Annotated in this window: 22 protein-coding genes; 9 read left to right on the forward strand and 13 right to left on the reverse strand. The window is 57.0% G+C overall.

Features of this window, described 5'->3' with window-relative positions; genetic code table 11:
- Nucleotides 1–2: 2 nt before the first annotated feature.
- The 7 genes from proW to PYW49_RS12210 form a co-directional block, all read right to left on the reverse strand.
- Complete coding sequence (gene proW, locus PYW49_RS12180) at nt 3–1,067, reverse strand: glycine betaine/L-proline ABC transporter permease ProW (protein ID WP_320386539.1); 1,065 nt, start codon at nt 1,065–1,067, stop codon at nt 3–5.
- The gene (gene proV / locus PYW49_RS12185; RefSeq protein ID WP_320386540.1) at nt 1,051–2,262 is read right to left on the reverse strand and encodes a glycine betaine/L-proline ABC transporter ATP-binding protein ProV; all 1,212 of its coding nucleotides are present in this window, start codon (nt 2,260–2,262) and stop codon (nt 1,051–1,053) included. The genes proW and proV overlap by 17 nt, the downstream gene beginning before the upstream one ends.
- 330 nt (nt 2,263–2,592) lie before the next feature.
- On the reverse strand, nt 2,593–3,552 hold the full coding sequence (gene nrdF, locus PYW49_RS12190) for a class 1b ribonucleoside-diphosphate reductase subunit beta (protein ID WP_320386542.1): 960 nt from the start codon (nt 3,550–3,552) through the stop codon (nt 2,593–2,595).
- 9 nt (nt 3,553–3,561) lie between these two features.
- Nucleotides 3,562–5,706 carry a class 1b ribonucleoside-diphosphate reductase subunit alpha gene (nrdE, locus tag PYW49_RS12195; RefSeq protein WP_320386543.1) on the reverse strand — a complete coding sequence of 715 codons (2,145 nt, stop codon included), beginning with the start codon at nt 5,704–5,706 and terminating at the stop codon, nt 3,562–3,564.
- Nucleotides 5,679–6,089: a class Ib ribonucleoside-diphosphate reductase assembly flavoprotein NrdI gene (gene nrdI, locus PYW49_RS12200; RefSeq protein WP_320386544.1), complete on the reverse strand. Its 411-nt coding sequence runs from the start codon at nt 6,087–6,089 to the stop codon at nt 5,679–5,681. Before nrdI ends, nrdE begins: the two co-directional genes overlap by 28 nt.
- Complete coding sequence (nrdH, locus tag PYW49_RS12205; protein ID WP_025759730.1) at nt 6,086–6,325, reverse strand: glutaredoxin-like protein NrdH; 240 nt, start codon at nt 6,323–6,325, stop codon at nt 6,086–6,088. Before nrdH ends, nrdI begins: the two co-directional genes overlap by 4 nt.
- 252 nt (nt 6,326–6,577) lie before the next feature.
- On the reverse strand, nt 6,578–6,904 hold the full coding sequence (locus PYW49_RS12210) for a DUF883 domain-containing protein (protein WP_023333166.1): 327 nt from the start codon (nt 6,902–6,904) through the stop codon (nt 6,578–6,580).
- Nucleotides 6,905–7,064: 160 nt separating this feature from the next.
- Between PYW49_RS12210 and PYW49_RS12215 the strand changes: the two genes are divergently transcribed.
- Entirely contained in the window at nt 7,065–7,409 is a 345-nt protein-coding gene (locus PYW49_RS12215) for a DUF2002 family protein (RefSeq protein ID WP_006811693.1), read from the forward strand.
- Between the two features lie 32 nt (nt 7,410–7,441).
- On the opposite strand, the gene alaE is transcribed toward PYW49_RS12215, so the two are convergent.
- Complete coding sequence (gene alaE / locus PYW49_RS12220; protein WP_023617655.1) at nt 7,442–7,891, reverse strand: L-alanine exporter AlaE; 450 nt, start codon at nt 7,889–7,891, stop codon at nt 7,442–7,444.
- A 494-nt stretch (nt 7,892–8,385) separates the two neighbouring features.
- Between alaE and stpA the strand changes: the two genes are divergently transcribed.
- Nucleotides 8,386–8,790 (forward strand): DNA-binding protein StpA, encoded by a 405-nt coding sequence (gene stpA, locus PYW49_RS12225; RefSeq protein WP_134347215.1) that lies wholly within the window; start codon nt 8,386–8,388, stop codon nt 8,788–8,790.
- A 38-nt stretch (nt 8,791–8,828) separates the two neighbouring features.
- Here the strand turns inward: stpA and PYW49_RS12230 are convergent, their stop codons facing one another.
- The 4 genes from PYW49_RS12230 to PYW49_RS12245 form a co-directional block, all read right to left on the reverse strand.
- The gene (locus PYW49_RS12230; RefSeq protein ID WP_320386545.1) at nt 8,829–9,008 is read right to left on the reverse strand and encodes a hypothetical protein; all 180 of its coding nucleotides are present in this window, start codon (nt 9,006–9,008) and stop codon (nt 8,829–8,831) included.
- Between the two features lie 79 nt (nt 9,009–9,087).
- Complete coding sequence (locus PYW49_RS12235) at nt 9,088–9,609, reverse strand: rhodanese family protein (protein ID WP_320386546.1); 522 nt, start codon at nt 9,607–9,609, stop codon at nt 9,088–9,090.
- 9 nt (nt 9,610–9,618) lie between these two features.
- Complete coding sequence (locus PYW49_RS12240) at nt 9,619–9,918, reverse strand: ArsR/SmtB family transcription factor (protein WP_134347218.1); 300 nt, start codon at nt 9,916–9,918, stop codon at nt 9,619–9,621.
- Between the two features lie 37 nt (nt 9,919–9,955).
- Nucleotides 9,956–10,894: a LysR substrate-binding domain-containing protein gene (locus tag PYW49_RS12245; protein WP_134347219.1), complete on the reverse strand. Its 939-nt coding sequence runs from the start codon at nt 10,892–10,894 to the stop codon at nt 9,956–9,958.
- A gap of 321 nt (nt 10,895–11,215) precedes the next feature.
- Here PYW49_RS12245 and PYW49_RS12250 point away from each other — a divergent pair, with 321 nt between their 5' ends.
- The 7 genes from PYW49_RS12250 to PYW49_RS12280 all read left to right on the forward strand — a co-directional run bounded on the left by PYW49_RS12250 (nt 11,216) and on the right by PYW49_RS12280 (nt 19,643).
- A complete protein-coding gene (locus PYW49_RS12250; RefSeq protein WP_134347220.1) occupies nt 11,216–11,821 on the forward strand; it encodes an ankyrin repeat domain-containing protein in 606 nt (201 codons plus the stop codon).
- Between the two features lie 107 nt (nt 11,822–11,928).
- Nucleotides 11,929–13,470 (forward strand): acyl-CoA synthetase FdrA, encoded by a 1,542-nt coding sequence (fdrA, locus tag PYW49_RS12255; protein ID WP_320386547.1) that lies wholly within the window; start codon nt 11,929–11,931, stop codon nt 13,468–13,470.
- Complete coding sequence (locus tag PYW49_RS12260) at nt 13,470–14,885, forward strand: YlbE family protein (RefSeq protein WP_320386548.1); 1,416 nt, start codon at nt 13,470–13,472, stop codon at nt 14,883–14,885. Before fdrA ends, PYW49_RS12260 begins: the two co-directional genes overlap by 1 nt.
- Before the next feature lie 11 nt (nt 14,886–14,896).
- On the forward strand, nt 14,897–16,450 hold the full coding sequence (locus PYW49_RS12265) for a xanthine permease (protein WP_320386549.1): 1,554 nt from the start codon (nt 14,897–14,899) through the stop codon (nt 16,448–16,450).
- Complete coding sequence (locus tag PYW49_RS12270) at nt 16,447–17,403, forward strand: carbamate kinase family protein (RefSeq protein ID WP_320386550.1); 957 nt, start codon at nt 16,447–16,449, stop codon at nt 17,401–17,403. Before PYW49_RS12265 ends, PYW49_RS12270 begins: the two co-directional genes overlap by 4 nt.
- 1 nt (nt 17,404) lies before the next feature.
- The gene (locus PYW49_RS12275; RefSeq protein ID WP_320386551.1) at nt 17,405–18,784 is read left to right on the forward strand and encodes an amidohydrolase family protein; all 1,380 of its coding nucleotides are present in this window, start codon (nt 17,405–17,407) and stop codon (nt 18,782–18,784) included.
- Nucleotides 18,785–18,911: 127 nt separating this feature from the next.
- Entirely contained in the window at nt 18,912–19,643 is a 732-nt protein-coding gene (locus PYW49_RS12280; RefSeq protein WP_320386552.1) for a class I SAM-dependent methyltransferase, read from the forward strand.
- Here PYW49_RS12280 and PYW49_RS12285 read toward each other — a convergent pair.
- Nucleotides 19,640–20,242, reverse strand: coding sequence for a short chain dehydrogenase (locus PYW49_RS12285; RefSeq protein WP_134347227.1), 603 nt, complete (start codon nt 20,240–20,242; stop codon nt 19,640–19,642). The two genes, PYW49_RS12280 and PYW49_RS12285, sit on opposite strands and share 4 nt — an antisense overlap.
- Nucleotides 20,243–20,269 lie beyond the last annotated feature (27 nt).

Raw genomic sequence — 20,269 nt, forward strand, 5'->3', positions numbered from 1 at the left:
CCTTATTTTGTGAATGGACGGGTGAGTAACCCGACAGGGCCGGTGGTATACCAGCGACGATTGCCGCGACTGCGTGAATCACGACCGACAGCCTGGGTCAGGCGGTCAAGAATAATGGCGAGGATCACAATCCCGACGCCGCCGACGGTTGCCAGCCCCATGTCGAGACGGCCAATGCCGCGCAGCACCATCTGCCCCAGACCGCCTACGGCGATCATCGAGGCAATGACGACCATCGACAGCGCCAGCATCAGCGTCTGGTTAACCCCTGCCATGATGGTCGGCATCGCCAGCGGGAGCTGAACCTTAAACAGCAGCTGGCGCGGGCTGGCGCCGAACGAGCGTGATGCTTCGATCAGATCCGCAGGCACCTGGTTTATTCCCAGAATGGTCAGACGAATAATCGGCGGCAGGGCGAAGATAATGGTCACCACTACGCCCGGCACGTTACCGATGCCGAACAGCATCACGATCGGCACCAGATACACGAACGCCGGCGTGGTCTGCATCGCATCCAGCAGCGGACGAATAATCTTCGCCGCCCGCGGGCTGCGCGCCAGCCAGATCCCCATCGGCAGGCCGATCGCCACGCAGAAGAGCAGGGCGGTCAGCACCAGCGCCAGGGTGATCATCGCCTGCGACCAGGCGCCAATCGCGCCGATGGCAATCAGCGAGATCAGCGTGGCGATCCCCATCCCAGCGCTGCCAAACTGCCAGGCGATCAGGGAAAACAGCACGATGGCCACCGGGGCCGGCATGCCCAGCATCAGCTGCTGGAAACCGTTGAGGATGTAATCCACCGGGACGCGGATCCCCTGGAAGAGCGGACGAAAGTGGGTGACCACCCAGTCGATCCCCTCCGTGACCCAGCTGTCCAGCGGGATCAGCGTCTTGTGGAACGGATCCATAATATTGAAGTGTTCTGGCGCAGGCGCGGGTGCGCTGTTCAGCCAGTCTGCCGCACCGCCGCCGTCGGCAGGCGCTGGCGTGGAACCCCACGCATCGGCAGATTGCGCAGCGCTGTCCGCTGCTTCAGGTGTACCCCACGGGTTAGATTGATCGGTCATTGTTTGCCCCCTCGCGATCTAAAGCCTGCAGCAGCATGCGTTTTGAGATGATGCCGACGTACTGTTGTTCCTCGCCCACGACCGGCACGGCGCACGGCGCCTGACCCACGTGAGAGAGCAACTCGCTGAGCGGCGTTTCGGCGTCCACGGCAAGCGGAGCGTCAATTAACGCCGCATCGATTCCCTGGTTTTCGCTAAGTGCGTTTTTCAGAGAGTCGATGGAGACAATGCCAACAAATTTATTGCCGCGTTCAACCAGATAACCGTATTCACGGTCTTCGTCTTGCAGCAGCTTAAGGGCTGAGCGCGGGCCAAAACCTGGCGTTTTACGGATAATGCCGTTTGGCGTTCGACGGGCGATATCTTTGGCGCTAAAGACCTGGCTAATATCCACGCCGCGGAAGAAGGTGCGGACATAATCATTGGCCGGATTATTGAGAATTTCATCCGGCGTGCCGACCTGCACCACTTCACCATTTTGCATAATGGCAATACGGTCGCCAATACGCATCGCTTCATCCAGATCGTGGGAAATAAATACAATGGTTCGCTGATGTTTAGCCTGTAATTTTACCAGCTCATCCTGCATCTCGGTGCGAATTAATGGATCGAGAGCCGAGAAGGCTTCATCCATTAATAATATGTCCGGATTAATGGCTAATGCGCGGGCTAATCCTACGCGCTGGCGCATGCCGCCGGAAAGTTCATCCGGGTACGCATGCGCATAATTCTCCAGCCCAACCTGACGCAGCGCATCAAGGGCTTTTTCCTGACGTTCCTGAGCGGGTGTGCCGGCTAATTCCATACCAAAGGCGGTATTATCCAGCACCGTCATGTGCGGCATCAGCGCGAATGACTGGAACACCATCGCAATCTTCTTTCTGCGCACCTCGCGAAGCTCTGCGTCTGATATTCTGGCGATATCCACGCCGTCAATCAGCACCTGCCCGCGGGTGGGTTCAATCAGGCGATTGAGAAGGCGAACCATAGTGGATTTACCCGAACCGGATAATCCCATGATGACAAAAATCTCGCCTTCTTCAATGGCCAGACTGGCGTCTTTAACGCCAAGCGATAGCCCGGTTTTTTCCAGAATTTGCTCTTTCGAAAGGCCTTTCTCAATATATTTGAATGCGCGCTGTGGATGCTCGCCAAATACTTTATAAAGATTTTTCACTTCTAATTTAATTGCCATGCAATAGAGAGTGTCCTGTTATTTGTTTATGTCGATATGATTACCATGGTAAATTGTTAACGGGCATAACCCTAACATACTGAGAATCTGAGACAACCCTGGGTTTGCTTATGATGTGAATTTTCAGGGAAGCGAAACGGCTGAATTTCCCATGAGTAAAGGGCTGAGCGCGATTTGAATTTTTCTCTTTTTTTTGCTGCAGCATCGGGAAATTTCGCCTGAATCGAACGATTCAGGCGAATATGACGCGGAAATGACAGTGTAGTTGTTTTGTAAATATTAGAGAGAAAATTGTTGGGTTTATATTAAATTAACGAACGTTAGCGTTTATTAAAAATCCCAGTCTTCATCCTCCGTTTCCACCGCTTTGCCTATCACATACGATGAACCCGACCCGGAGAAGAAATCGTGGTTTTCGTCGGCGTTGGGCGACAGCGCGGCCAGAATTGCCGGGTTCACCTCCGCCATCTCAGGCGGGAATAGCGCGTCGTAACCGAGATTCATCAGCGCCTTGTTGGCGTTGTAGCAGAGGAAGGCCTTCACGTCTTCCTCCCAGCCGGTACCGGCGTACAGTTCCTCGGTATAGCTCAGCTCGTTGTCGTACAGATCCATCAGCAAATCGAGGGCAAACCCTTTGAGTTCCTCACGCTTTGCCTCACTGACTTTCTCCAGCCTTTTCTGATACTTATAGCCGATGTAATACCCGTGTACCGCTTCATCGCGGATGATAAGCCGGATCAAATCGGCGGTGTTGGTGAGCTTTCCCCGGCTCGACCAGTACATGGGAAGCCAGAAGCCGGAATAGAAGAGGAAGGATTCCAGAAACACGCTGGCGATCTTCTTCTTCAGCGGCTCGTCGGCCCGGTAATATTCCAGCACCAGATCCGCCTTTCGCTGCAATGACTCGCTCTCTTCACTCCAGGCGTAGGCGGCATCCACGTCTTTGGTCTGACACAGCGTCGAAAAAATCGAGCTGTAGGAGCGGGCGTGCACCGCCTCCATAAAGCTGATGTTGGACATTACCGCCTCTTCGTGGGGTGTAAGCGCGTCACGCATTAGCGCGGGCGCCCCCACGGTATTCTGAACGGTGTCCAGCAGCGTCAGACCGGTAAAGACGCGTATCGTCAGCTGCTGTTCGGCGTGGCTGAGCGTTTGCCAGGCCGGGATATCGTTAGAGAGCGGGACCTTTTCCGGCAGCCAGAAGTTGCTGGTCAGCCGGTTCCACACTTCCAGATCTTTGTCGTCCTGGATCTTGTTCCAGTTAACGGCGCTTACGCGTGACAGTTTCATCCTTTCTCCTTACAGCGCGCAGGACACGCAGCCTTCAATTTCGGTGCCTTCCAGCGCAAGCTGGCGCAGGCGAATGTAGTAGAGCGTTTTAATGCCTTTCTTCCAGGCGTAGATCTGCGCCCTGTTGATATCCCGTGTGGTGGCGGTATCCGGGAAAAACAGCGTCAGCGACAGCCCCTGATCCACATGTTTTGTCGCCTCGGCATAGGTATCGATAATTTTTTCCGGGCCGATCTCATACGCATCCTGATACAGCGCCAGATTTTCATTCGTCATAAACGGCGCAGGGTAGTAGACGCGCCCGGTTTTGCCTTCCTTACGAATTTCAATTTTTGACACTATCGGGTGAATGCTCGACGTGGCGTGATTGATGTAGGAAATTGAACCGGTCGGCGGTACGGCCTGCAGGTTCTGGTTGTAGGTGCCGTAGTGCATCACGTCATCACGCAATTGCTGCCACATCTCGCGCGTGGGCAGAACGATCCCGGCGCGGGTAAACAGCTCACGTACTCGCGCCGTTTTTGGCTGCCAGTCGCCTTCAAGGTATTGGCTGAAATACTCCCCGCTGGCGTAGCGGGACTGCTCAAAGCCCGCGAAGCGCTGGTTGCGCTCGCGCGCCAGCATCATCGAGGTGTGCAGCGCATGCCAGGTTATGGTGTAAAAATAGAGGTTGGTGAAATCCAGCCCTTCCGGGCTGCCGTAAGCAATACCTTCCCGCGCCAGATAGCCGTGCAGGTTCATCTGCCCGAGGCCGATGGCGTGCGACGCGGCATTACCCGCTTCAATAGACGGCACGCTGCGGATGTGGCTCATGTCCGACACCGCCGTCAGGCCGCGAATGGCCGTTTCCACCGTGCGGCCAAAGTCGGGGGAATCCATGGTATGGGCGATATTCAGCGACCCGAGGTTACAGGAGATATCTTTGCCGATATCCGCATAGTCCAGGTTCTCGTCATAGCTGGACGCGCTGTTGACCTGCAAAATCTCTGAGCACAGGTTGCTCATGTTGATGCGCCCGGCAATCGGGTTCGCGCGGTTCACCGTGTCCTCGTACATGATATACGGATAGCCGGACTCAAACTGGATCTCCGCCAGCGTCTGGAAGAAATCGCGGGCGTTGATATATTTTTTGCGAATACGATCGTCGGCCACCAGTTCCTCGTAGAGTTCGCTGATGGCCACGTCGCCAAAGGCTTTGCCGTAAATCCGCTCAACGTCATACGGCGAGAAGAGCGCCATGTCGGCATTCTCTCTGGCGAGCTTAAAGGTGATATCCGGGATCACCACCCCCAGCGACAGAGTTTTGATACGAATTTTTTCGTCGGCGTTTTCGCGCCTGGTATCCAGAAACCGCAGAATGTCCGGGTGGTGCGCATGCAGATAAACGGCGCCCGCGCCCTGGCGCGCGCCAAGCTGATTGGCATAGGAGAACGCATCTTCCAGCATCTTCATCACCGGGATCACGCCGGAGGACTGGTTTTCGATGCGCTTGATTGGCGCGCCCGCTTCACGCAGGTTGGAGAGCAAAAACGCCACGCCGCCGCCGCGTTTGGAAAGCTGCAGCGCAGAATTCACCGCACGGCCAATCGACTCCATATTGTCTTCGATGCGCAGCAGGAAGCAGGAGACCAGCTCGCCGCGCTGGGCTTTGCCGCAGTTGAGGAAGGTCGGCGTGGCGGGCTGGAAGCGCCCGGAGAGGATCTCATCGGTTAGCTGCTCCGCCAGCGCTTCATCACCCTGGGCCAGCGTCAGCGCCACCATCACCACGCGATCTTCAAAGCTTTCTAGGTAGCGTTTACCGTCGAAGGTCTTCAGGGTGTAGCTGGTGTAGTACTTCCACGCGCCGAGGAAGGTCTGGAAACGAAAACCGCTGGCGTGGGCGCGTTCAAACAGTCTTACCACGAAGGAGCGATCGTAGCGGACCAGGACGCGCTCCTCGTAGTAGCCCTCTTTAACCAGATAGTCGAGACGCTCATTCTGGTTCGCGAAGGTCACGCTGTTGGGCCGCACATGGGCGGCGAAAAAGGCGTCCACCGCCTCTCTGTCTTTATCAAACTGAATGCGCCCCTGACGATCGTAGAGGTTAAGCATCGCGTTTAATGCGTGGTAATCCGGCGTCGCCTGAATTACCCGTTCTGCGGTTGTCGTTGCCAAAATTCGTTCACTCCTTTACGCACGTTTTCGACGTCCTGCTGTGTCCCCATCAGCTCAAAACGATAGAGGTACGGCACGCCGCATTTTTTAGAGATGACGTCCCCGGCGCGGCCAAAGGCATCGCCGAAATTGCGATTGCCCGCCGCGATCACGCCGCGAATCAGCCCGCGGTTATGAGGATCGTTCAGAAAGCGGATCACCTGACGGGGGACGGCCCCCGCCGTACCGCCGCCGCCATAGCTGGGCACCACCAGAATGTAAGGTTCCTCTACCCGGATCCGCTCCCGCTCGTTCAGCGGAATGCGCACCGCAGGCAGCCCAACGCGCTCAATAAAACGGAGCGTGTTTTCCGAGCTGCTGGAGAAGAAAACCAGCCCACTCATGCCCGAGCGGCCTGAGCGCTCAGGCGGTTGATCATGTCCGGGCGGAAGCCAGACCAGCTGAGCTCCCCGGCGACAACAACCGGAAGCTGACGGAAACCCTGCGCACGTAGGGTATCGGCGGCCTCGGGCTGCTGGTCAATATTCACCATCTCAAAAGCCACTCCGCGGCTTTCCATCGCGCGTTTTGTGGCGTGGCACTGAACACAATCGTTACGAGTGTAAATAATAATGCTCATGATTCGTATTTCCATTTAAAATGAGAGAGCGGCGCGAATCATCGCGTCAGGTTGTGTGTGTCTTGCTAAAAGGAATACTAGATGTAGTTGTCTTAAGTTTCAACCATACAAGATATGGGAAATTCAGATTGATATCGCCTCTATGATGAGCTCAGCGGGGCAGGGCAGGCTGTGCGGGTTTTTCAGGCCATCAGGCAAAGAAAAGCCCCGACAGCCGCTGACCGCCGGGGCAGAGAAACGTGTGAGGGGGCGTTATTTACGCAGGCTGAGCAGGGCACCTACGAAGATACCGACTGCCGCGACTGTGCCCAACGTACAGAGCGGTTTTTCACGCACGAACGTCGTTGCGCAGCTCACCGCATCGCAGGCCGCCTGAGTCGTCCGCGTGCGTCCGTTCAAACGCGCGCGGGTTTCACGGAGCAGAGACTGAGCCTTACGTTTTGCGGCATCCGCTTCGTCCTTTGCGTCGGTTCCCCAGGATTTCAGCACTTCTTCCAGCGTGTCCGCTAATTGGCTGACATCATTACGAATATCCTGAGCGTCGTCATTAATATCGTTTCGGTTCGGTCTGTTAAACATACGATCCTCCGTAATTTTGCGTTCCCGTTCAGTTTAGTTCAGAAATTTAATATCTGAAGCGCATCACGCGTTATCCGGCAGTTTATGGATTATTCTGAAAGCCCTGCTAATGCTGAATACTGTAAGGTTGCCGGGCAGGAAAAGATAACGAGGAAAAGATATGTATTTACGACCTGATGAGGTGGCGCGCGTTCTTGAAAAAGAGGGATTCACCATGGATGAGGTGACATCAAAAGCGTATGGATATCGCCGTGGCGAGAATTATGTTTACGTTAATCGTGAAGCAAGAATGGGACGTACCGCTCTCATTATTCACCCGACGCTGAAAGACAGAAGTCTGTCCTTTGCTGAGCCTGCCTCGGATATTAAAACCTGCGATCATTATCAGCAATTCCCGCTCTATTTAGGCGGAGAAACGCATGAGCATTATGGTATTCCGCATGGCTTCAGCTCGCGTATGGCGCTGGAGCGGTTTTTGAAGGGACTGTTTGGCGACGTACAGTAAATTTGCGACTGGCGTGCGCCAGTCGCTTCACATCACGCTTTTGCCTGGCTGTACTGGCTGACCTTAAACAGGCGGCGACAATAGTCGAGGAAATAGCCGTATACCGCACCCATCAGCATTGAAATCACAATATTCGAACTGACCGCCGCAGCAATCTGGTGCCAGTCCGCACCTACCGTCAGCAGAATGGCCACGTAAACCGGAGACTGGAACGTTACATACGCCAGAACGTCCGCCAGGTTTTTCACCCAGCCTGCAGGGCTGATACGACGGGCGAAACGCATTACCGCATCGCGGTATAAACCGTAAGGCCAGGCAATAATAATATTGACCGGGATCGCCACCAGGCGAGAAGAAAGTGACTGCTCGAAGGTCATTCCGGAGAGGAATATTTCAATCAGCATGTTCACGACGGAACAGTAGACAACCATCGCGAAAGTATCCGCTACCGCATGGCGAAGGCGTGATTGCGGTGAGAACATGTCTGAACTCCTTGAGAAGAACACAAAAGAAACGATTTTCCCTAAGCAGTTAGTGCTTTAGGTTGGTTTGTTTGACATGTATAGCGTATATCTCTGTGTTTGAACTAACAACTAGTGATTAATCTTTATTTAATCGCGTTTTGTCCACAAAATTCTCTAAAGTTGATTGTTTTTTGTTCGGTTCGTTATAATCTGTCTCGCTTAGCAATTTTTATATAAAAATCATATGCTTGATATTCACGGAGCTGAGGTGCGAATCATCTTTCGTGCGGGTAGCGAAGAATGCTGATATTTGGATTAAAGCTGACCATTTATATTGACGTCAGTATTGAATTCGCACGTATCCTACATGCGTCATAAGGTAATATTACTGGCGATATTTAAACATATTGACATTATTGGCGGGGCGGCCCCGCGGGTAGATATTTCGACAGAAATGAATTATTCTGTTGGGGATTTATCTATTTACCCTAAAGAAAAGGTTTTCAAATAATATGTCTTTGACGTTACAGAATCTTAATAATATCCGAACTCTGCGTGCCATGGCCCGCGAATTATCCCTGGACGTTCTTGAGGAAATGCTGGAAAAGGTCAGGGTCGTTGCCGAAGAGAAACGTAGTGAACTGGCGGAATTAGAGCAGCAACGCGCTGAGCAGCAGGAGAAAATTAATGCTCTGCTGGAACTGATGAAAGCCGATGGTATTTCACCGACAGACCTGTTGGGCTCTGAGCTGGTGCAGGCAGGCAAGCCAGCGAAAAAGCGCAAGCCGCGTGAAGCCAAATACCGCTTTATTGACCAGAACGGTGAAGAGAAAACGTGGACCGGCCAGGGCCGCACGCCGAAGCCTATTGCCAGCGCGCTGGCGAACGGTAAATCACTGGATGATTTTCTGATGTAATGCGTGAACCGGGCGGAACACTCCGCCCGGTTAACTGTTCAGCAGACGCCAAAATCACCGTCTTCGGTATACAGCGACAGATCGGCGGCTTTAAGGGTATATGTCTCACCTTGTTCATTGCTGGCCTGTACCGCCACAATGCTGTCACCATTCACTTCGAGCACTTTCAGCTTCGGGCCGCCTTTAAGCGGTTGCACATAATCACCGACAGAAAACATATTACCTCCTCATCGTTTTAGCGATCTTCACCTTAGCCCACGTACGACGGTGGGTACAGCGTATTTCATCGATTACTGCTTATGAGGTACGCCGGTTCCAGGGCATCACTTTGAGCACTCGCGCCATACCGCAAAAACCCGTCACCCCCGCGAACATCAGCCCGGCACCCACGAAACCGCTGAGCAGGAAAAAGCCGCTTGAGACGCTATAGCCCAGCACCACACCGCAGAGAATGAGCAGCCCGGCGGCAATTTGCACCTGACGCATCAGCGGCAGCGGCTGGGATTTGTCTTCGACGGTCTGAAGCCCGGCCTGCTTCCAGCCCTGAATGCCACCTTCGACCACAAATGCCTCGGCGGGCGCGGCAGCCTGTGCAAGGCGATCGGCATTCCCCGACGTTCGGGCGCCGGACTGGCAGTGAAAAATTACCGTTTCACCCGCGTGCGCTTTAAGCCCGTCGGGTAGGGTAGCCAGCGGCACCGACTGCGCAACGGGAATATGCTCGCGTGCGTACTCGTCGGCATCGCGAATATCAATCAGTTTTGCGCCTTCAGCGACGCGGGCACTGGCCTGGTGCGGGGAAAGAAGAGGAAGTGACATGGCGGCTCCTTACGGGCAATAAAGGGTTTTCAGGGTGCTGATAAGCTGATGTACCGCATCGTTTTTAATGAAATAAAGAATGCGCTGCGCGTCGCGGGTGCTGTCGATAAGGCCTTCCTCACGCATGCGCGCCAGATGCTGTGACGTGGCGGAAGGACTGAGCCCCGTCGCACGCGCCAGTTCCCCCGCGCTGGTGCCGGGGGCACCGCAGAGCGTGCAGAGGATCAGCAGCCGACGCGGGTTGCTCATCGCTTTTAAGAGTGCGGCGGCCTGCTCAGCGCTGGCCTGGAGTTGTTCAAGTTCAGTCATTGTAGTTTAGTATTTGCTTAATTAAGTAAATGCTAAACTAATTTGTGGCTTCGCGCCACAGGAGATCGCTATAGATGTGGGTCAGCACCCCTGCTGGGCCAAACTGCTGTTTGATCCAGCGCGTCACCTGGCCGGTCGCGGCATGCTGCGTGGCGAGCAGCATGCGCGAGTCCTGACGCGGGTTATTAATCCGTCGCGTCACCAGCAGCCCCGCCTCTACCGCCTCACGTGCCATATGCTCCGGTAAAAAACCTATCCCTTCCCCCAGGATCTGGCACTGACATTTGGTGTTAAAGTCCGGTACCAGAATCGCCTCCTGTCCGTGCAGCAGCCAGCCGACCTTCTTATTAATGGTGTGCGCGGTATCTTCCACCATGATGTTGGGGTACAGGCGCAGCTGGCTTTCCGCTATCGGTTCCGGGACGAAGGCCAGCGGATGTTCCGGCGCGATGGCGAACACCCAGCGGATGGCGCCGATCTCGGTGTAATCAATCCCGCCGCCGTCGAGCAGCGTGTCCGGCGCGCCAATGGCGATGTTGGCCTGGTTGTTAATGATGGAGTCCCAGACGCCGTTATACACCTCGGTGGTGACGGTGATCTGGCAGGTAGGGAACTGCTTTTTCAGCACCTGCAGCAGCCGCGCGGTATGGCGCGGCGTGTACAAAAGCTGATTGATACAGATGCGCACCCGCGCCTCGATGCCCTGAGAAATGGTATCTATGCCGCGCTTGATGGCATGAAAATCATTCAGCAGGTCGGTCGCTTTGCGATAAAAGTAAAACCCGGACTCGGTCAGCTCAATGCTGCGCGTGTTGCGGACAAACAGCACCACGTCCAGCCCGGTTTCCATCCGCTTGATGGTGTAACTGATGGCCGAGGTGGTAACCCCCAGCTCGGTCGCCGCCTTGCTGAAGCTGCCGAAGCGTGCGGCGGTGGTAAAGGCCAGCAGGTTCTCTTCGGTAAAGATGGAATTCATATCGCTGCTCCCGTGAGCCATCAGTTTTGAACATATTTTAACAGCGCCGTTACAATGCATTTGACGTCGATCACAGTTCTGATGTTTAACGCCAGGCCGCGAAATATAAGGCTTCGTCAGGCATAAGCAGAATGCAGCTCTGAGCGTAAAAAAGCCCGAAAACATAAGGAAAAGGTTGCACGGCCGCACGTTTTGGCTGAATTGTTGAATTTAACTCAATAATGAATTGACTGTCGATGAATCATTTTTAAGCGGATTCTTTTATGACCAGGCTGTTGCTATTCTCAGGTCAACAGAAATAAAAACATCGGGAGTCTGAATATGTCTGCAACTGAACTCGTTACTGAATTTCTGCTGGCGGCAGAAGAGGGCAATAGCGATGCGCTAAAAGCCTGTCTGGAGAAAGGAGTGGATATTAACGCCACCAACCGCCAGAAAAGAACGGCGGTTATTATTGCCAGCCTCAAAAAGCATTATGCCTGTGTGGAGTTATTAATTGCTGCCGGTGCGGATATTGATAAACAGGACCAGACCTGCTTTAACCCCTTCCTGATTAGCTGCCTGACCAACGATATCACCCTGCTGCGCCTTGTCCTTCCGGCAAATCCGGATCTCGACCGCCTGACGCGCTTTGGCGGCGTGGGCATTACGCCTGCCAGTGAAAAAGGACACGTGGAGATCGTGCGTGAGCTGCTGGAAAAAACCGACATTAACGTTAACCACACCAACTTTGTAGGCTGGACGCCGCTGCTGGAAGCCATCGTGTTAAACGACGGCGGCGCGAAGCAGCAGGCGATCGTCAAGCTGCTGCTGGATCACGGTGCGAACCCGCACATGACCGATAAATACGGCAAAACCCCGCTCGAGCTGGCGCGGGAAAAAGGCTTCGATGCGATAGCCGACCTGCTGCTGGCGGCGGGCGCGTAAAGCAATCGGTCAGCCGCCTCCGGCTGGCCGTTAATTTAAAAAGCGTATTTACCGACGTGCATTTTGCACGACGGCGGCCCTCTTTTATCCGCAAACAGGTGCAAATAATGCCAACGAAAATCGTGATTAAAAAGAACACCTATTTTGACTCCGTTTCATTAATGTCCGTTTCCACCAAAGCCAATAAATTACCGGGCGTCGAGCAAGCCTTTGTGGCTATGGCGACGGAGATGAATAAAGGCGTCTTAAAAAATCTCGGGCTATTAACGCCGGAATTAAATGAGGCTAAAAACGGCGACCTGATGATCGTTATTAAAGGCGACGCGGCCAATGATGAAACCCTGGCCGCTATTGAGGCGCTGTTCACCCGTAAAGAGAGCGCAGGCTCCCATGAAGCGCGTTACGCCACAATTGCCAGCGCCAAAGCCCATCGTCCTGACGCAAACCTCGCGGTCATTTCGGTCAACGGTACCTTCGCCGCGCGTGAAGCGCGTCAGGCGCTGGAAAACGACCTCAACGTGATGCTGTTCTCCGACAACGTGTCGCTCGACGACGAGCTGGCGCTGAAGCAGCTCGCGCACCAGAAAGGGCTGCTGATGATGGGGCCGGACTGCGGCACCGCCATTATCAACGGCGCGGGGCTGTGCTTCGCCAACGCGGTACGCCGCGGACCGATTGGTATTGTCGGCGCATCCGGCACCGGCAGCCAGGAGCTGAGCGTGCGCATTCATGAGTTCGGCGGCGGCGTGTCGCAGCTGATTGGCACCGGCGGGCGCGATCTCAGCGAGAAAATTGGCGGCCTGATGATGCTGGACGCTATCGGAATGCTCGAAGCCGACGAGGAGACTCAGGTCATTGCTCTCATCTCCAAGCCGCCGGCCCCGGCGGTAGCTGAGAAAGTGCTGGCCCGCGCGCGCGCCTGCCGCAAGCCCGTCGTCGCGTGTTTCCTCGGCCGCAGCGAACTGCACGCCGATGAAGACGGCCTGCAGTTCGCGCGCGGTACCAAAGAGGCGGCCCTGAAGGCCGTCCTGCTCACCGGCATCAAAAAAGAGTCCCTTGACCTGCATCCGCTCAACTGGCCGTTGATTGAAGAGGTGCGCGCCCGCCTGACCCCGCAGCAGAAGTACATTCGCGGCCTGTTCTGCGGCGGCACCCTGTGCGATGAGGCGATGTTTGCGTCGCTTGCGAAATTCGACGACGTCTACAGCAACATCCAGCCGGATCCGACTAAACGGCTGAAAGACATCAGCGTCAGCCTGGCCCATACCTTCCTCGACTTTGGCGATGACGATTTCACCAACGGCAAGCCGCACCCGATGATCGACCCGACCAACCGCATCAGCCGCCTGCTGCAGGAGGCCCGCGACCCGGAAGTCGGGGTAATTGTGATGGACTTCGTGCTGGGCTTTGGCGCGCACGAGGACCCTGTAGGGGTGATGCTCGACGCCATTAAAGAGGCGCAGGCGATTGCGAAAGCCGATAACCGCCCGCTGGAAATTCTCGGCTACGTGCTGGGTACCGATCAGGATCCACAGCAACTGGCGCAGCAGTGCCAGTTGCTCACCGATGCCGGCGTGATTTGGGCCAGCAGCAGCACCAACACCGGATTACTGGCCCGTGAATTTGTCTGCAAAGGGGAGAAAGCATAATGACGACCTTATTTAACCAGCCGCTGAACGTGATTAACGTGGGAATTGCGATGTTCAGTGACGATCTCAAAAAGCAGCACGTTCCCGTCACCCAGCTCGACTGGACGCCGCCGGGGCAGGGCAACATGCAGGTTGTCGAGGCGCTCGACCAGCTGGCTGAAAAACCGCTGGCGGAGAAAATCGCCGCCGCCAACCAAATTGCCCTTGAGCGCATTATTCAGTCTCATCCGGTGCTGGTGGGCTATGACCAGGCCATTAACGTTGTGCCGGGGATGACCCGCACCACCATTCTGCACGCCGGTCCGCCCGTCTCCTGGGAGAACATGTGCGGGGCGATGAAGGGCGCGGTCACCGGGGCGCTGGTGTTCGAAGGGCTGGCGACGGATCTGGAGGACGCGGCAAGGCTGGCGGCTTCAGGCGACATCATCTTCTCGCCGTGCCACGAGCACGACTGCGTGGGCTCCATGGCGGGCGTCACCTCCGCGTCGATGTTTATGCATATCGTTGAGAACAAAACCTACGGCAACCGCGCGTTCACCAACCTCAGCGAGCAGATGGCGAAGATCCTGCGCATGGGCGCCAACGACCAGAGCGTTATCGACCGCCTGATCTGGATGCGCGACGTACTCGGCCCGATGCTGCGCGACGCCATGAAGATTATCGGCGAAATCGACCTGCGCCTGATGCTGGCCCAGGCGCTGCACATGGGCGACGAGTGCCACAACCGTAACAACGCGGGCACCACGCTGCTGAGCCAGGCGCTGACGCCGGGACTGATTCAGGCGGGCTACCCGGTCGAGCAGCAGCGCGAGGTGTTCGAGTTTGTCGCCAGCAGCGACTACTTCTCCGGCCCGACGTGGATGGCAATGTGTAAGGCCGCGCTGGATGCCGCTCACTGCATTGAGTACAGCACCGTGGTCACCACCATGGCGCGCAACGGCTACGAGTTCGGCCTGCGCATCTCCGGCCTGCCGGGGCAGTGGTTCACCGGCCCGGCGCAGCAGGTGATTGGCCCGATGTTCGCGGGCTATAAGCCGGAAGACTCCGGGCTGGACATTGGCGACAGCGCGATTACCGAAACCTACGGCATCGGCGGCTTTGCAATGGCAACGGCCCCGGCGATTGTCGCCCTGGTGGGCGGCACGGTTGAGGAAGCCATCGACTTCTCGCGCCAGATGCGCGAAATCACCCTCGGCGAAAACCCGAACGTCACCATTCCGCTGCTTTCGTTTATGGGGATACCGACCGCCATCGACATCACCAAAGTCGCCGGCACCGGCATTCTGCCGGTCATCAATACCGCCATTGCCCATAAAGATGCGGGCATCGGCATGATTGGGGCGGGCATCGTTCACCCGCCGTTTAGCTGTTTTGAAAAGGCGCTGTTGACCTTCCGCGATCGCTACTTTTTATAAGGCAAGCATCCATGAAAAACATGAAACTGGAGTGGAAAAGAGGTGACTGGGCGGCCTATTTCGGGTTGATGACCAACAACCTGACCAATTTGCTGACCATGATGGGGCTGCTCATTTTTGTCGTCGGCATCCCGAAGGAGATTGTTTATGGACGCATCGCGCCGGCCTTCGGGCTGGCGGTGCTGGCCGCGAGTATTTGCTACGCGTGGTTCGGCATGCAGATGGCGCGTCAGACCGGGCGCACGGATGTGACCGCGCTGCCGTCCGGCCCCAGCGCGCCGTCGATTTTTACCGTGACCTTCCTGGTCCTGATGCCGGTATACCAGCAAACGGGCGATGCGGAGTTCGCCATTCAGATTGGCCTGGTGTGGTGCTTTGTTGAGGCGATGATCCTCGCAGGCGGTTCGTTTTTAGGGGAAACCATCCGCAAGATGATCCCGCGCACCGTGCTGCTGTCGTGCCTGTCCGGTTTGGGCCTGCTGCTGCTGGCGATGAACCCGATGCTGCAGGCGTTCGAAGCGCCCACCGTGTCGTTCATCGTCCTGCTGCTGATCTTCATTAACTGGTTCGGCAAAAAGCCGATTTTCGCCAGAATCCCGACCGGTCTGCTGCTGCTGATTGCCGGCACGGCCCTGGCGTGGATCTCCGGTCTGCAAAGCCCGGACGCCATCAAAGCCTCGATGTCGTCGTTCGGCTTTAACCCGCCGCAGGTGCACGTGGAAGGTTTCCTGCAGGGCCTGCCGCACGCGCTGCCGTATCTCGCCTCGGCGGTTCCGCTGGGCCTGGCAAACTACATCTTTGACCTGGAGAACATCGAAAGCGCCCACGCGGCGGGGGATGCCTACCCGACGCGTAAGGTGATGCTGGCGAACGGTCTGGCCTCCATGCTCGGCTGCCTGATGGGGAACCCGTTCCCGGTGACGGTCTACGTCGGCCACCCTGGCTGGAAAGCGATGGGCGCGAGCATCGGCTACACCCTGGCCTCCGGTGTGACCATGTTCATCGTGCCGCTGTTCGGGCTGGGGGCGTTTATGCTCGCCATTATTCCGATGACCGCCATCGTGCCGATTCTGGTGTTTATCGGCGTCGTCACCGCCAACCAGGTGGTGAGGGAAACGCCCAAAGTCGAGGTTCCCGTCATCTTCATTTGCCTGTTCCCGTGGATCGCCAACTGGGCGCTGACCATGATGAACAGCGTGATGGGCGCGGCGGGCACCAGCGCGGCGAAAATCGGCACCGACGTGCTGCACAGCAAAGGCATCTACTACGAAGGTCTGATGCATCTCGGCAACGGCGCGCCGCTCGCCAGCATGCTGTGGGGCTGTATCGCCATCTTTGCCATCATCAACAAACCGCTGCGCGGAGCTGTCGCCGCCGCCGTTGGGGCGCTGCTGGCGCTGTTTGGCGTGATCCACGCCCCGGTGGTCGGCTTTGCTGAAGGCAGCTCGCTGATGTTCGTCACGGCCTACCTGATGATGGGCGGCATGTTTGTGGTGAAGCATTTTCTCGATAGCCGGGAAGTTGCGAGCGCTGAATCTGGCACCGTTGCGAAGGAAAACGTATGAAAGAGCTTATGGTCGTCGCCATTGGCGGCAACAGCATTATCAAAGACAACGCCAGCCAGTCGGTTGAACATCAGGCGCAGGCGGTAAAAGCGGTGGCAGAGTCGGTGCTGGAGATGCTGGCATCTGACTATGACATTGTGCTCACGCACGGCAATGGCCCCCAGGTGGGACTGGATCTGCGCCGCGCTGAAATTGCGCATGAGCAAGAAGGGCTCCCGCTGACGCCGCTGGCAAACTGCGTGGCGGACACCCAGGGCGGTATCGGCTACCTGATCCAGCAGGCGCTAAACAACCGCCTGGCCGCGCGCGGAGAGCAAAAAGCGGTCACGGTCGTCACGCAGGTAGAGGTGGATAAAAACGATCCCGGTTTCACACACCCGACGAAACCGATCGGCGCCTTCTTCAGCGAGGCGCAGCGCGATGCACTACAAATCGCCCACCCGGACTGGCGTTTTGTTGAGGATTCTGGCCGGGGCTATCGTCGCGTGGTGGCCTCACCCCAGCCGCTGCGGATTGTGGAATCGGAGGCCATCAAGACCCTGACGCAAAAAGGCTTTGTGGTGATCGGCGCGGGCGGCGGCGGGATCCCCGTTGTGCGCTCGGCGCAGGGCGATTACCAGAGCGTCGATGCGGTGATTGATAAAGATCTCTCCACCGCGCTGCTGGCGCGCGAGATCCGCGCCGACGTGCTGGTGATCACCACCGGGGTGGAGAAGGTGTGCGTCAACTTCGGCAAGCCGAACCAGCAGGCGCTGGACACCGTCACCGTGGCGCAGATGACGCGCTATAGGGAAGAGGGCCATTTCCCGGCGGGCAGCATGCTGCCCAAAATCGTCGCCTCGCTGGAGTTTTTACACCACGGCGGCAAGCGCGTGATTATCACCTCGCCGGACTGCCTGCCCGCGGCGCTGCGTGGGGAAACCGGTACCCATATTGTTAATGAAGGAAGATAAGATGAGTGAAAATAAAAGCCGCCGCGAATTCATCAGCCAGAGCGGCAAAATGGTCACCGCCTGCGCGCTGTTTGGCGCGACCGGATCCGTCGCGTATGCTGCTGACTCAGCAAAGCCAACCTGCGAGACCGGCAAACCGATGAACATCACCGCGAAACATTACTATCTGGACAACGTGCTGCTCGAAGCCGGGTTTAACGTTGATGGCAGCGTGGCGACAAGCACTCGCACCGAGCTGAAAACGCTGGAAATCAAAGACGGGAAGATCGTCGCCCTGCGCGACAATAAAAGCCACGCGGACGCCACGCTGCCGCACTATGACGCCGGCGGTAAACTGATGCTTCCGGCGATGCGCGACATGCACATCCACCTGGATAAAACCTTTTACGGCGGTCCGTGGCGCTCCCTGAACCGCCCGGCGGGCACCACCATTCAGGACATGATCCGCCTCGAGCAAAAATTGCTGCCGGAGCTGCAGCCGTATACCCAGGAGCGGGCGGAAAAGCTGATCGACCTGATCCAGTCGAAAGGCTCCACCATTGCCCGCAGCCACTGCAATATCGAGCCGACCTCCGGCCTGAAGAATCTCGAAAATCTGCAGGCGGTTTTGTCGCGCCGTAAGCCCGGCTTTGACTGTGAAATCGTCGCTTTCCCGCAGCACGGGCTGCTGCTGTCAAACTCAGAAAAACTGATGCGCGAGGCGATGCAGGCCGGAGCGCACTACGTGGGCGGGCTGGATCCAACCAACGTTGACGGCGCGATGGAGAAATCCCTCGATCTGATGTTCCAGATTGCGCTGGACTACGACAAAGGCGTGGACATTCACCTGCACGAAACCAGCCCGGCGGGCGTGGCGGCGGTGAATTACATGGTGAAAATCGTGGAAAAAACGCCGGCGCTGAAGGGCAAACTGACCATCAGCCACGCCTTCGCGCTGGCAACGCTTAACGAACAGCAGGTGGATGAGATCGCCACCCGCATGGCGGCGCAGCAGGTGACCATCGCCTCCACCGTGCCAATTGGCACGTTGCATATGCCGCTGAAGCAACTGCGGGATAAAGGCGTATTTGTGATGACGGGCACCGACAGCGTGATCGACCACTGGTCGCCGTACGGTCTGGGGGACATGCTGGAAAAAGCCAATCTTTATGCCCAGCTCTACATCCGCCCGAACGAGCAAACGCTTTCCCGCGCATTAGGTATTGCCACCGGCGATGTGCTGCCGCTGAACGACAAAGGCGAACGCGTGTGGCCGAAAGCGCAGGACGACGCCAGCTTTGTGCTGGTGGACGCCTCCTGTTCCGCCGAAGCCGTGGCGCGTATCTCCCCACGTACCGCGACGTTCCATAAGGGCAACCTCGTCTGGGGCTCGGTGGGCTAATGTGGTGCCGGGTGGCGGCTTCGCCTTACCCGGCCTACGGTTCGGAGATTTTGTAGGTCGGGTAAGGCGAAGCCGCCACCCGACAATGCAGTATACTGCTATGCACATTCTTAAAGAGGGATCTGCCATGGCACAAAACATCTACGACAATCCGGCGTTTTTCGAAGGCTACGCCCAGCTTCCGCGCTCGGTGCAGGGTCTGGACGGCGCGCCGGAGTGGCCCGCGCTGAAAAACATGCTGCCCGATCTCACCGGCACATCGATTGTCGATCTCGGCTGCGGCTACGGCTGGTTCTGCCGCGCCGCGCGTGAACTGGGCGCGTCTGAAGTGACCGGCGTGGATATCTCGGAAAAGATGCTCGCCCGCGCCGCTGAGCTAACTCATGACGCCCGGATCCACTACCAGCGTAGCGATCTCGAATCGCTGACGCTTAACGAGAACAGCCTCGATCTGGTCTATAGCTCCCTGGCGCTGCACTACCTGCCGGAGCTGGACACCCTGTTTGCAAAGGTTCAGCGCGCGCTCAAGCCCGGCGGCAGCCTGGTCTTTTCGATGGAGCACCCCATTTACACCAGCGCCACGCGCCAGGGCTGGCTGACCGACGATAACGGCGAGCGGTTCTGGGGGGTGAATCACTATCAGGACGAAGGCAAGCGCGTCAGCAACTGGCTGGCAGACGGGGTGATCAAGTACCACCGTACGCTGGGCACCACGCTTAACGCGCTCATCAGGGCCGGGTTAACGATAAGCGAAGTCAACGAGTGGGGACCAACGCAGGCGCAGATTGACGCCTGGCCCGCGCTGGCCGAAGAGGCGGAACGCCCGATGCTGGTATTGATCGCCGCGCGTAAGGCTTAATACCCGACCTTATACACCCGTCCGCTCTGCACACCCTCCACGCTGCGGCGGTAGGCTTGTGCCACGGTCGCCGCGGGGACGCTTTCAAAGCCCGGGAAGAAGCCGTCGTAGGTTTCGACGGATTCGGTGAGCACCGTCGGGCTAATCAGGTTGATGCGGATCCCGCGCGGCAGTTCACAGGCCGCGGCGCGAACAAACCCTTCCAGCGCGGCATTCACCGTGGTGGCGTTCACGCCCTGGGCAATCGGCTCGTGCGCCACGATGCCGCTAATCAGGGTGATCGATCCGCCTTCGTTCAGATAATGTTGGCCGGTCAGTGCCAGGCGCACCTGCCCGAGCAGCTTATCCTGCAGGCCCTGATTGAAATCGCTGTCCTTCATGGTCGCGAGTGGGCCAAAGTAGAGGCCGCCGCTGGCGGAGACAATGGCATCCACCGGGCCGATTTTCTCAAACAGCGCCTGGACGCTCGCCTGCGACGTGATATCCACCTGATAGTCGCCCTGCGTGCGGCCGACGCGGATGACCTCGTGACGACGACCCAACTCTTCCGCTACTGCACGACCGACCGTACCGCTGGCACCAATAATGACGATTTTCATAGCCGACTCCTTATGTTGTGAGCCTTC

It is taken from the genome of Enterobacter chinensis, from assembly GCF_034008295.1.
Lineage (GTDB): Bacteria > Pseudomonadota > Gammaproteobacteria > Enterobacterales > Enterobacteriaceae > Enterobacter > Enterobacter chinensis.